11 protein-coding genes are annotated in these 12045 nt (G+C 69.2%); 2 read left to right on the plus strand and 9 right to left on the minus strand.

The window, feature by feature from the left end; all coding sequences use genetic code 11:
- The 4 genes from OEY_RS0106865 to OEY_RS0106880 form a co-directional block, all read right to left on the minus strand.
- The coding region (locus tag OEY_RS0106865) for a hydantoinase B/oxoprolinase family protein (protein WP_010593154.1) at positions 1–1171 on the minus strand (1171 nt) is incomplete at its 3' end.
- A gap of 25 nt (positions 1172–1196) precedes the next feature.
- Positions 1197–3323, minus strand: coding sequence for a hydantoinase/oxoprolinase family protein (locus tag OEY_RS0106870; RefSeq protein WP_003938304.1), 2127 nt, complete (start codon positions 3321–3323; stop codon positions 1197–1199).
- A gap of 30 nt (positions 3324–3353) precedes the next feature.
- The gene (locus OEY_RS0106875; protein WP_010593155.1) at positions 3354–3776 is read right to left on the minus strand and encodes an acetone carboxylase subunit gamma; all 423 of its coding nucleotides are present in this window, start codon (positions 3774–3776) and stop codon (positions 3354–3356) included.
- Positions 3777–3821: 45 nt separating this feature from the next.
- Positions 3822–5741 carry a hydantoinase/oxoprolinase family protein gene (locus tag OEY_RS0106880; protein ID WP_010593156.1) on the minus strand — a complete coding sequence of 640 codons (1920 nt, stop codon included), beginning with the start codon at positions 5739–5741 and terminating at the stop codon, positions 3822–3824.
- Between the two features lie 378 nt (positions 5742–6119).
- On the opposite strand from OEY_RS0106880, the gene OEY_RS0106885 reads away from it, so the two are divergent.
- Positions 6120–6890, plus strand: a complete 771-nt coding sequence (locus OEY_RS0106885; protein ID WP_010593157.1) for a sulfite exporter TauE/SafE family protein — start codon at positions 6120–6122, stop codon at positions 6888–6890.
- A gap of 65 nt (positions 6891–6955) precedes the next feature.
- Positions 6956–7714, plus strand: coding sequence for an HAD-IIA family hydrolase (locus OEY_RS0106890; protein ID WP_051009369.1), 759 nt, complete (start codon positions 6956–6958; stop codon positions 7712–7714).
- 197 nt (positions 7715–7911) lie between these two features.
- On the opposite strand, the gene OEY_RS0106895 is transcribed toward OEY_RS0106890, so the two are convergent.
- The 5 genes from OEY_RS0106895 to OEY_RS29695 form a co-directional block, all read right to left on the minus strand.
- Complete coding sequence (locus OEY_RS0106895; RefSeq protein WP_010593159.1) at positions 7912–8601, minus strand: MspA family porin; 690 nt, start codon at positions 8599–8601, stop codon at positions 7912–7914.
- A gap of 64 nt (positions 8602–8665) precedes the next feature.
- Entirely contained in the window at positions 8666–9370 is a 705-nt protein-coding gene (locus OEY_RS0106900; RefSeq protein ID WP_010593160.1) for an MspA family porin, read from the minus strand.
- 355 nt (positions 9371–9725) lie between these two features.
- Positions 9726–11072 (minus strand): bifunctional adenosylcobinamide kinase/adenosylcobinamide-phosphate guanylyltransferase, encoded by a 1347-nt coding sequence (locus OEY_RS0106905; protein WP_010593161.1) that lies wholly within the window; start codon positions 11070–11072, stop codon positions 9726–9728.
- Positions 11072–11878, minus strand: coding sequence for an ABC transporter ATP-binding protein (locus OEY_RS0106910; protein WP_010593162.1), 807 nt, complete (start codon positions 11876–11878; stop codon positions 11072–11074). The genes OEY_RS0106905 and OEY_RS0106910 overlap by 1 nt, the downstream gene beginning before the upstream one ends.
- Positions 11875–12045 (minus strand): iron chelate uptake ABC transporter family permease subunit (locus OEY_RS29695; protein WP_010593163.1); only part of this gene is annotated, 171 nt, incomplete at its 5' end. The genes OEY_RS0106910 and OEY_RS29695, both read right to left, overlap by 4 nt.

The raw sequence follows: 12045 nt of genomic DNA on the forward strand, positions 1-12045 counted from the left end.
TGATCTCGATGGGGCTCATCGCGGAGGTGCAGCGCGGCAGGTCCGGCCACCAGAACGCGAGGATCGCCTGCATCATCATCGATTTGACCGAGCACAGCGGCGAATTGATGGCCCGGTTCAGGATCTCCGGTCCGCTGCCGCGCAAGTCGATGGTCATCTTCTCGCCCTTCACCGTGATGGAGCAGGCGAGCTTGATGAGGATGTTCTCCTTGAGGGTGGAGTCCATGAACTGGTTGAACCGGACCGTGCCGTCGGGCAGTTCCCGGATACGCCGGCGCACCTCGGCTTCGACGTCCTCGACGGTGATCCGCAGCGCCGCCACGAACGTCTCCACACCGACCTCGTCGATGATCTTGTCGACGCGTTCCTGGATGCGCTGGACCGCACCGATCTTCACCTTCAGGTCCGCCAGCTGGAGCTTCGGGTCGCGGACCGAGTGCTGCAGGAAGGTGAGCAGGTCGCGGCGCAACTCGCCGCGCTCGACGATCTTGAACGGGCTCATCCGCAGCCCGTCGTCGAACGGGGTCTCCGAACCGGAGGGCATGCCGCCCGGTTCGCAGGCGCCGTTCTCGCCCTCGTGGATCGTGGCGGCCACCCACGCGATGATGCGGTCGTCCCGGATGATCGGCATGATCATCGACTGGTCGGTGTTGTGGACGTTGCCGAAGCGGGCGTCGTTGTGGATGAACCCGTCGCCGGGATGAATTCCGACGGTCGGCTCGTCCTTCCAGTACTTCATGATGTACCGGATCGGGTGGTGCAGGATCGCGGAGAACGCGATCACGCCGTGGCAGGACAGGTAGGTGACGTCCCCGGCCGCGGTGTAGATGGCCGTGGTGAGGTCGCCCCATTTGGCGCCCGGTGCAGCGCCCATCGCCTCACACATCTCGAAGCCCTCGTCGAGGGCGCCGGCGAGGCGCTTGCGAATGCGGTCCACCTGGAGGGGGTCGACGCCGTCGGCGAGGCATTGCTGTTCGAACTCGCTGCGGGAGGTGATGTGGTGCGAACGCATGATGTCGCGGTCCGGGCCGAGGAACAGCGTCGTCTCGTCCATGAAATCGTCGACCCACTGCTGTTCCTGCTCGTTCAGCGAGGCCGTCAGGCGCTGCTGCGCAGCGGTTGCGAGGCGCTGCTCCGCAGCGGTTGCGAGGTCGTCGTGAAGTGCGGTCATGGCTGTGTCTCCTGTGCTTTCTGCGCTAGTCCTTGAGGAACCAGACGGCGCCCTGCGGTGAGGGTTCGAGGCGCCAGCCGGGCTCGACGAGGTAGGTCGTGTTCTCGGTGGTGACGATCGCCGGACCGGGAATCACGTGGTGGTGACTCAGCGCATCGGCGTCGTAGATCGCGGTGGTGATCGCCCGGGGATGCGCGACGAAATGGACGTCGCGGTGCCCGACCGGTGCCGGCAGCGTCCGTTCCCCGTCGTGATGCAGGGAATCGAACTCGACGGTCTCACCGTTGACGTAGGACGCGACGCGGATGGTCTGGACGCGGATGCCGGCCTCGGGTGCTGCCGACCCCTCGCCGTAGCGCTTGGAGTAGATGTCGGAGAACGTGCGGATCAGGTGGAGCACGTCCCCGACACCGTGGATCCGGTTGATGTCGAACGCCACTGCGGTCGTCACGAGCTGGTTGCCGTAGCGCAGATCCATCTCGAGGCGGTGCTCGATCGCGCCGTCGCCGACGCCCTGACGGCGCAGATCCTCCGCGCCCCGGGCCTCGAGCGCCGCGACGATCTCGTTGAACTCGTCGTAGCTGTCGTAGAGCCCCCGGGTGGTGGCGTTGTAGAGCACCACGTGGACGCCGCGTTCGTGGATGTGCAGCTGCTTCATGTTGCCGGCACCGCAGGCGGAGAACACGGAGGAGAACGGCGGCGCGAGGATCTTGCGAATGCCGGCCTGGTCGGCGATCCCGCACGCGTGCAGCGGGCCGTTGCCGCCGTAGGCGAGCATCGTGAAGTCCTCCGGCAGGTAGCCGCGCACCCGCAGCTCCTTGGCGATGCCGATCGCCATCTGCTCGTCGACCGATCGCTTGATGACCTTGGCGACGTCGATGACGTCGAGGTCGAGCTCGTCGCACAGTTGTTCCTCGACGGCGAACACCGCCCGCTTGCGGTTGAGCTTGATGAAACCGTTGGCGTAGTTGTCCGGGTCCAGGTAGCCGAGCAGCAGGTCGGCATCGGTCACCGTGGGGCGCAGCCCGCCGCGGTCGTAGCAGGCCGGACCGGGGTCCGAACCGGCGGACTCGGGCCCGAGCCGGACCGAGTGGTGGATCCGGTCGTAGCTCGCGATGGATCCGCCTCCGGCACCGAGGGTTTCGAGGTGGATCATCGGGACCGAGACCAGCCAGCGGTCGATCGTGGGCTGGAAGTCGTAGTGCTTGACGCCGCCCGCCGGCACCAGGCCGATGTCGAAGGACGTGCCGCCCATGTCGGTGGTGATGATGTTGCCGATCCCCGAGGACTCCGACAGATGCTCGGCGGCACTGACACCCGCGACGGGACCGGAGTGGATGGTCTGCAGGGCATCGGTCGAGTTCATCTGGGCCATGCCACCGGAGTTGTGGATGATGAGCATCGGCTTGTCGTAGCCCGAGTCCCGCAGGTTGTTCGCGAGCTGGCTCATGGCGTGGAACATGATGCCGTGCAGGAAGCCGTCGACGATGGTGGACGTCGCGCGGACGTATTCGCCCTTGCGTCCGGAGACCTGGTGGCCGAGCAGGACCGGGATCGCGCCGAGCTGATGCTCCGGATACTCCTCCTGGATGATCTCCATGATCCGCAGCTCGTGGGCGGGATTCTCGGTGGCGTTCACCAGCGACACCACGAGCGCCTGCGCGCCGGCGTCGACGAGCTCGCGCACCATCTCGCGCACGTTCCGCTCGACGAGTGGGACGACGATCTCGCCGGCGGAATTGACCCGCTCTTGGACCGACCGGATCAGGCTGCGGTGGACCAGCGGCTCGGGGCGCTCCGCAGCCGGAAGGTTCTGCTGCATCGACGGATCGAGTCCCTCACCGTAGCCCCGTCCGCGGGAGAGCGGGATGGTGTCCTCGAAACCGTGCGTGACGATGGCACCGACGCGCGGACCCTTGCGTTCGATGAGGGCGTTGGTGCCGAGAGTGGTGGCGTAGCGGACCGAATCCACCTGGGACAGCACGTCGTCCCGGTCCAGATCGGCGCGGCGGCAGGCGAGGTCGAGGGCCTCGTTGAAGCCCTGGGCCAGGTTGTGATGAGTGGTGAGGGCCTTGGCCTCGACGTACTTGTCGTCCCAGGCGAAGAAGCAGTCGGTGAAGGTGCCGCCGATGTCGACGGAGATTCGTTTCATGGTGACGGTGTTCCTTGCGGGTCGCGGTGACTAGTGGTGGTTGTGGCGCCGGCCTTCGAACTCGCCCTCGGCGTCCTGGCCGGGGCCGTACGTGACGACCTGGCCGGGATCGGTGCCGCGTTCGAGCCACTGGGCGCGCAAGGCGTCGACGTCCCATTCCATGTCGACGGTCGGGGGATGTCCGGGCGGGATGTACTCGGTCTCGATCTGGGTGCCGCAGCCGGGGCAGTAGTACTCGAGGATGCGGCAGTAGTCCGGGTCCGGTGAGAAGGTGAACTCGTAGCGGTCGGGATCGATGATGGGCTGGTGGATCTCGCGCGGGTCGCGGTCGTAGACCAGGGTGCCTTCCTTGTAGTTGCCGCGGGCGCTGCCGAGTTCGTGCCGGCACACCCGGCACACCCACAGTTCGGTCTCGAGGTCGATGACCAGGTATTCGGTCATGGGAATCTGCATGTCGTGCGTCCTTCGAACGGTCGAACAGGCTTCGGGATCTGTCGGTCAGTGGGTGTCGGTGAGCAGCAGGTCGCCGCCGGCGGTGACGTCGAACTTCCAGCCCTCCTGCACCCGGGCGGTGAAGAAGGGGCCTTCGACGAGGGCCGGGCCCTCGGCGGTGGCGCCGGGCTCCTGGTCGGCCAGCGTGAACACCGGAACCGGCTGCCGCCCGGCCGCTCCGAGCACGGTGCGTTCGCCGGCGGCCCGGGGGGTGCGGGCCTCGGCGAAGGAGCCGTGCGGGAGCTCGATCCGGTTCATCCGGCGGGTGGCCACCAGGGTCAGGGCGGTGGACGCACCGGGCAGCAGCTCGACGCACTCGCCGGGCTCGTACGGCGTCTCGTCGACCGTGGCACCGTGTGCGTCCTCGGTGGTCAGGGTCCAGGACAGTTCGCAGTCGGCGAGGGCGTGCCCTTCCTGGAACATGTCCCGCTCGGCCTTGGCCAGGAGGTCCGCCACGGCCGCGGCGAGTGTCGCCTCCGCCGTGTCCGCGACGTCGGCCTCGTAGCTCTGCCCGATGTCGGAGAACCCGATACCGAAGGCGGAGAACACCGCGGCGAGCTTGGGGACGAGCACGCTGCGCACGCCCGCGACCCGTGCTGCGCCGCACGCACTCATCGGGCCGGCGCCGCCGAACGCGGCGATGGTGGTCTCGTCGGCGTCGGACACCGCGGGGGCGACGGCGTTGCCCATCGCGGTGAAGTACGCCTGTTCCATCGCCAGCAGCGCCTCGTCGAGGGTGAGACCGAGCGGTTCGGCGACGGTGGTGGTGACGACGGCGCGGGCCCGGTCCGCGTCGAGCGTGAAGTCGCCGTCGAGGTAGGTGGCAGGGTCGAGCACACCGAGGAGGAGGTTGACATCGGTGATGGTGGCGGACGTGCCACCGAAGCCGAAGCAGGCCGGTCCGGGTGCCGCGCCGACACTTTCCGGTCCGACCGTGATCGCCCCGTCGGTGACGGTGATGACGGAGCTGCCGCCGATGCCGGCCGACTCGACGTTCGACATCGGGAAGGAGGTCGGGATGCCGGCGATGGTGCCGCGGCGGTCGGTGAGGATCTCGCGCCCGGCGACGGTGCCGATGTCGGTCGTGGTGCCGCCGACGTCGATCATGAGAACGTGCTTGAGGCCGTAGATCTCGGCGAGAGCCCGGGTGCCCTCGAGTCCGCCGCGCGGGCCGGACGAGTACGTCTTGAGGGCCACGGACTTCGCGACGCGCGAGGAGGCACCGTCGTTGCGGTAGATCAGCAGCGGGTTCTTGACGCGGTGGTCGCGCAGCCGGTGCTCGGCGTTGTAGAGGAACCGTTCCATCGTCGGGTGCAGGAACGTGTTGATCACGGCCGACCAGACTCGCCGGGCCGGCGTGCGGTCGGTGGTGAAGTCCCACGAGTACAGAAACGGAACCGACCCGAGCAGGTGGCGCGGGAACTTGCGGAGCAGGATGCCGCGCAGCGTCCGTTCACGTCCGTCGTCGGTGTTCCCGACGGCGACGACGATGCGGGCGGCGCCGTCGGTGGTCAGACGGTTGACCCGGGCGACCAGTTCGCCTTCGAGGTCCGCCGCGTCGGTGTCGACGACGGCGACGCGGGTGCCGACGAGGTCGTCGAACAGCGCCCGCTGCTCGGGGGTGCGGCGCAGTTCGTCGACGAGGGTGGCCGAGTCCGTGACGATGCCGATGCGGGGACCTTTGCGCTCGACGAGCGCGTTCGTCCCCTGCGTGGTCGAGTAGCGGATGTGCGCCGTGGAGTGCAGCAGGGTGGGCAGGTCCTCGGCGCCGTAGATCTCCTTCGACACCTTCGTCAGTCCGTCGAACAGGCACTGCGACAGATCGAACGGTGTGGTGAGGGTCTTGGTGAAGCTGAATTCGTGGCCGTCCCAGGCGCAGATGTCGGTGAGCGTGCCACCGTTGTCGATGTTGATGAGTCTGTCCATCGGGTGTCCCCCGTTCGGGTTGCGTGTTGCGGTTCGAATGGGGAAAGCCTGGGCCCGGCCGTCGGATGTGAAGTGTGCCACTTCCGGACACCGGCTATGACGTGGCTCATCTTCCGGCTCGAGGCGGCCTCTACCTGCGGGTTCGGCGCGGCACGGCACCGGGACGTCCGGCCGCCCCGGTTGCGGGACGGCTCCCGCCGACGAGCGGTGTCCCGAAATGGGACGGTGCGCAGCCGGGTAGAGGTTTCCGGCGCGGCGGGCCGCTCAGTCCCGCGTCGGCGGCTGCGAAAGCCCCCTCCGGACACCGGATTCGGACAGGCGTGCCGAGCAGGGGTGGCGGCGACCGCTCACCTCGGCCGCTGACGTAAGGTCGGCTCGGTGACACCGCTGGAATTGTTCGTCGTCGCCTTGGCCGGATTGGGCGCCGGCGCGATCAACGCGCTGGTCGGCTCCGGGACCCTCATCACCTTCCCGACCCTCGTCGCCTTCGGGCTGCCCCCGGTGACCGCCACGATGTCCAACGCCGTCGGGCTCGTCGCGGGTGGGGTGTCGGGCACGTGGGGGTACCGGCGCGAGCTGCGCGGGCAGTGGCCGCGGCTGCGATGGCAGATCCCCGCCTCCGTCTCCGGCGCGGTCCTCGGGTCGTGGCTGCTGCTGAACCTGCCCGAAACGGCCTTCGAGACGATCGTGCCCGTTCTGCTCGTGCTGGCGCTGCTCCTGGTCGTGTTCCAGCCGAAGCTGCAGCAGTGGGTGCTGCGACGCTCCAGCGGCCCGGCCGAGCAGATCGGGCCGGCGCGCATGACGGCGCTGGTCGTCGGCACCTTCGCCGTGGGCGTGTACGGCGGCTACTTCACGGCCGCGCAGGGCATCCTGCTGATGGGTCTGTTCGGGGCGCTGCTGCACGACCACATCCAGCGGCAGAACGCCGCGAAGAACCTGCTCTCGCTGTTGGTCAACGTGGTGGCTGCCGTCGCCTACACACTCGTTGCGTTCGACCGGATCGACTGGACGGCGGCGGCGCTGATCGCCGTGGGCTCGCTGATCGGCGGCGCCCTCGGCTCCCGGTACGGCCGCCGGCTCTCGCCCACGGCACTGCGGGCCGTCATCGTCGTGGTCGGCTCGATCGGGTTGTACCGGCTGCTGGCGTGAGCGGTCGGTGACACACTCGAACGGTGAACGACGAACCCGTACCCGCGCCGGTCTGGAACTACCTCATGGACATGGACGGCGTCCTGGTGCACGAGGAACACCTGATACCCGGCGCCGACGCGTTCCTGACCGAACTGCGGGAGAACGGCACACCGTTCATGGTGCTCACCAACAACTCGATCCGCACTCCGCGGGATCTGCGCGCCCGGCTGCTACGCACCGGCCTCGACATCCCGGAGAAGGCGATCTGGACGTCGGCGCTGGCGACCGCGACGTTCCTGGCGAATCAGCGACCCGGCGGCAGCGCGTACGTGGTGGGCGAATCGGGACTGACCACGGCTCTGCACGACATCGGCTACGTCCTGACCGACAACGACCCGGACTACGTCGTCCTCGGGGAGACCCGCACCTACTCGTTCGAGGCGATCACCACCGCGATCCGGCTCGTCGAGCGCGGCGCCCGGTTCATCGCCACCAATCCGGATCCGACCGGACCGTCGCGTGAGGGTTCGCTCCCCGCCACCGGGGCCGTCGCGGCGCTGATCACCCGCGCGACGGGCCGCGAACCGTACTTCGTCGGCAAACCGAATGCCCTGATGATGCGGTCCGCGCTGCGCGCGATCGGTGCGCACTCGGAGCACACGCTCATGATCGGCGACCGGATGGACACCGACATCGTCTGCGGCCTCGAGGCGGGTCTGCAGACGCTGCTGGTGCTGACCGGTATCTCGACCCGCGAGTCCGTGGAGATGTTCCCCTACCGGCCCACCCGGGTCATCGAATCCGTCGCGGAACTGGTGGGGCGCACGGCGAATCCGTTCTGACCGGAGCGGGCGGTTCCGGCCGCGAGAGGGAGGTTCTCGCGCATGCCACTCGGGCGATGCCGCGACAACCTCCCTCTCGCTGTTCACCCCACAGCGCCACTGCCCGGCCCCCACCGGACCGGGCAGCGACGACGCCCCGCCGACGAGAGGATGAGGTTCTCGTCGGCGGGGCTGCTCACCTCCGGAAGGCGCCTCGATCAGCCGATGCTGAAGGGCTGGCCCCAGAGGGTGACCTGCTGGGTCGTGGTTGCGGTCTCGACGGTGGCCTTGACGTAGCTGCGGGCCTGGGCGTAGCCGGCGCACCCGCCGATGGCGATCGTCGAATCCTGCCAGGTCACGCTCTGCGGGCCCGAGATCTGGTTGAAGGGCAGGTGCTGTTCCTCGTCGAACGCGTTGGCGATCGTGCGGTCGATGATCTTGAAGTCCATCGCCTGCCCGGGGCCGAGGGTGACGGTCCCGTTGCCGTTGGCGGACGGGGTGATCGAGCCGTTCTGGCCGGCGTAGCTCGCCTTGACGCCGGCACCGACGCCGGCGGTGCCGCCGAGGTTGAGCTGGCAGGCGACGATGTAGCCGGGCTGCAGCTTGGTCTTGGCCGCTGCTGCTCCCGGGCCGTCGAGCTGCACGCTCGCCTGTCCGGAGACCCACACGTTGCGGTGCAGCGCGGTGGCGCCCATGGACGGGGAGATGTTGGCGGTCTCCCGGTCGAGCCGGACGGTCACGGAGGTTCCGTCGGGAAGGGTCTGCGTCATTTCCCCGCGGGGCAGTTCGACGAAGGTGTCGGCATTGGCCGCACCGGCGGAGGCGAATCCGATGGCGACGGCGACGGTGGCGCCGACGCCGGCCGCCTTGAGACCACGGCGCAGGCCGTTGGCGATGCTGGTCTTCATGTTCTCTCTCTCGAGGTTTCGATGCTCGCGTGAGCGAAGAGTCGGGTGGAGGGCGGCGACAGAATCAGCCGATGCTGAACGGCTGGCCGTACAGGGTGGTCTTCGAGTAGTTCGCACCCGTGATCTCCAGGACCGTGTACGAGCGTGCCTGCGCGAAGCCGCCGCAGCCCTGGACCTCGATCTGCGCGTCCTGGTACTGGATGGTGTACGTGCCGTCCGCCGGGATGGCCTTGCTGTCCACGCGCGCGAACTTCACCTGACCGGCAGCGATCGGAACGCTGATGGACCCGGAGAGGCTGCCGCCGCCGGCCGAGGGACCGACGTCGATACCGCCGCCGAAGCTGCCCTTCAGGCCGGCGATGTCCATCTGGCAACCCACGATGTAACCGGTGGTCAGACGGGGTACACCGTCGGTGGAGGTGCCGCCCGTACCCTGAGTGCCGGTCAGATCGTTCATGTTGATGCCACCGTTGGTGGGTCCCTGCTTCGCGTCGGCCGGAACATTCTTCGCCTCGGCCGTCACCGTGCCGGACACCCAGGCCACGCGACCCGCCCCGTTCGCCGCGAGCGAGGGCGAGATCAGAGCGCTCTCGGCAACTCTCGTGATGCGGTTTCCGTCGGGAGCGACGATCTCGCCGTCGGGCAGCGGCACGAAGGTGTCGGCGTTCGCCGCACCTGCGGACAGGAAGCCCAGGGCGACGGCGGCCGCTGCTGCGACACCACCGATGCGTGCGCCGCGGCGGAGGCCGGACGGGTGCTTGTTGCTCAATTCATTCCCCTACTCAGGTGTGCGGTTACCCGGGCGCCCCCGGGCACGGCTGATCACGGCCGCGGGCAGCCGCCGCGGTCGATTCGGATGTGCATTCTGGTCAGGTCGGGGCGAGATACCGGTCGGTTTCTCGCACAAGCGGATTCAGGTGTCGTTGGTGTGCCTGCCCCGAGGGGCACTGTGGACCGACACCCCCGCTCGGACCCCAGTTCGTTTCGGAACGATAACACGCCCGGTGCAAAGGGTCACTAAACAGTTACGCCTGTGTTCCAGATCACATCTGAGCACAGCCGTGTGCGGCAGAGGGGTTATCTGTGACTGGGAATCCTACTTGCGCAGAACGCAGTTCGATGATCTAGCGCAACCGCGTCGGGATGCCCGCGACGACCAACGTCACCGCCTGCGACTCGGCCGCGACCCGTGCGTTGAGCCGACCGAGCAGGTCCCGGAACAGCCGGCCGGACGCCGTCGGCGGGACCACGCCGCTGCCGACCTCGTTGCTGACCGCCACCGCCGGCACGGCACACGAACGCCACGCATCGAGCAGTTGCTCGACATCCGCCTCGACCGCGGCGAGGTCCCCACCCGACCACACGTCGTGACGGTCCAGGCGCGCGGTGAGCCAGGTCCCCAGGCAGTCGATCAGCAACGGCTCGTCCGCCTCGCGGAGCACGGCCGCCACGTCGTCGGTCTCGACCGTCGTCCACGACCGCGGCCGGCGGGCACGGTGCAGCGCGACGCGCTCGGCCCACTCCGCGTCGCCGTCGCGCGTGCCGCCCGTCGCCACGTACGTCACCGCCGGGAACGATTCGAGCAACTCCTCGGCGTGCCGCGACTTGCCGGAACGCACACCGCCGAGTACCAGAGTGCGCTGCGTCGCAGCGGCTTTGCCGGTCGTGCGTCCCACCGTCGTCACCTCACCGTCGTCGCCTGGTCGCGCCCCGCTGGCCGCCAGCCGGATCCGCAACTGCCCCACCGGCGGGTTGTGGTGGCCGAGATGCACGGCCACCACCTCCGTCCGCTCGGTCACCGCCCCGCACGCGCGCAGGGTGCGCACCGTCTCGCCGAACGCCGGCAGCGTGTGGTGCGCGGAGCCCAGATCCAGTCGGTCCCCGAACGTCTCCTCCAGGAACACCGCATCGTATTCCGCACCGGCGACCCGGTCGAACCACTCCACGGGCAGGGGTCCGGTGTCGCATGCCCACAACATGCGGTCACCACCGGGGCCCTGCACGTCGTAGAGCACGGAGTCTCCGTCGACCAGGACGCGGTGCGCGGCGGGCAGCACCCGCACCCGGTACTCGCCGACTGTCAGCACGTCCCCGGCCGCGACCGGCACGAACCGCACGGGGTCGGTGGGTGCGATCCAGTCCCGGCACTGGTCCAGCGCGTCGACTGGGCCGATTACCTCGATCTCGGAATCCGTTGCCGCCCAGGATCGGAACAGCAGCGCCTGCGGACCGAGGTGGTCGGGGTGGGAGTGGGTGAGCAGGACGTGCCGCACCCCGGCGAGCGTGCGGCCGTGGCGCAGGGCCGCGCGCGGCGCCTCGGGACCGCAGTCGAGCATGAGCACGTCGTCCACGAGTGCGGCCGTCTGCCCGCGTATCTCGCCGCGGGCGGCGGCGTCCGAGCAGGACCGGCACAGGCAGAACGGATTCGGCCAGCCGTCGGCCGCACCCGTGCCCAGCAGCAGTACCTCCATCACGGATCCTCCGATTCGACTCGGCCCGAAGAACTTCCGCGCACCGGCACGACGGCCGGACCGGAACCGGGACGGTCCAGCACCTCGACGCGCGCGCCGTACCCCTCGGCGATGCGCCGGGCCGTGAGCACCTGCCGGGGCGCACCGTCGGCGACCACGCGACCGTCGGTGAGCAGTACCAGCCGTCCGCCGTACAGCGCCGCCGAGGTCAGGTCGTGCATCGCCGCGAGGACCGTGATCCCGTTCTCCGCGCGCATCGACTCCACCAAGTCCAGCACATGCTGCTGGTGGCCGATGTCGAGGGCGCTGGTGGGTTCGTCCAGCAGCAGCACCTGCGGCTCCTGCGCGAGTGCGCGCCCGAGGACCACCCGTTGCAGCTCGCCGCCGGACAGTTCCGTCGCCGGACGGGCCGCCAGCCCGCGCAGGTCGAGCCGGTCGAGGACCGACTCGACCACGTCACGGTCGTGCGCCGACTCGGTCGCGAACCGCGGCAGGTGCGGGGTGCGGCCGAGCCGGATCAGGTCGGTGACCGTCATGCCCTCGGGCACGACGGGCCGCTGCGGCATGAGCGCCACCGTCCGGGCCATCGCCCGGCGCCCGGCGTGAGCGGGGTCCAGTCCGCCGACGCGGACCCGGCCGCTGGCGGGCACCAGTCCCGCCAGCGCGTGCAGGAGCGTGGTCTTCCCCCCACCGTTGGGCCCGACGAGGGCGATCCACTCCCCCTGCCCGACGGTCAGGTCCACCCCGTGCAGGACGGTCTTGCCGCCGCGGTCGACGCGCAGGCCCCGGCACTCGACGGCGTTCACGACACCCCTCGATGCCGGCGCAGCACCACCAGGAAGAACGGCGCGCCGACAGCCGCGGTCACCACGCCGATGGGCAGTTCGGCCGGGGACATCACGGTCCGGGCCAGCACGTCCGCCAGGACGAGGAAGGCGGCTCCCATCATCAGCGACAGCGGCAGCAGCAGCCG

The organism is Rhodococcus sp. P14, assembly GCF_000256505.1.
Lineage (GTDB): Bacteria > Actinomycetota > Actinomycetes > Mycobacteriales > Mycobacteriaceae > Rhodococcus > Rhodococcus ruber.

Coding starts and splice junctions, on each gene's coding strand:
- OEY_RS0106870 (WP_003938304.1), bottom strand. CDS start 3,323: ATGAAACGAATCTCCGTCGACATCGGCGGCACCTTCACCGACTGCTTC.
- OEY_RS0106895 (WP_010593159.1), bottom strand. CDS start 8,601: ATGAAGACCAGCATCGCCAACGGCCTGCGCCGTGGTCTCAAGGCGGCC.
- OEY_RS0106905 (WP_010593161.1), bottom strand. CDS start 11,072: ATGGAGGTACTGCTGCTGGGCACGGGTGCGGCCGACGGCTGGCCGAAT.
- OEY_RS0106875 (WP_010593155.1), bottom strand. CDS start 3,776: ATGCAGATTCCCATGACCGAATACCTGGTCATCGACCTCGAGACCGAA.
- OEY_RS0106880 (WP_010593156.1), bottom strand. CDS start 5,741: ATGGACAGACTCATCAACATCGACAACGGTGGCACGCTCACCGACATC.
- OEY_RS0106890 (WP_051009369.1), top strand. CDS start 6,956: ATGGACATGGACGGCGTCCTGGTGCACGAGGAACACCTGATACCCGGC.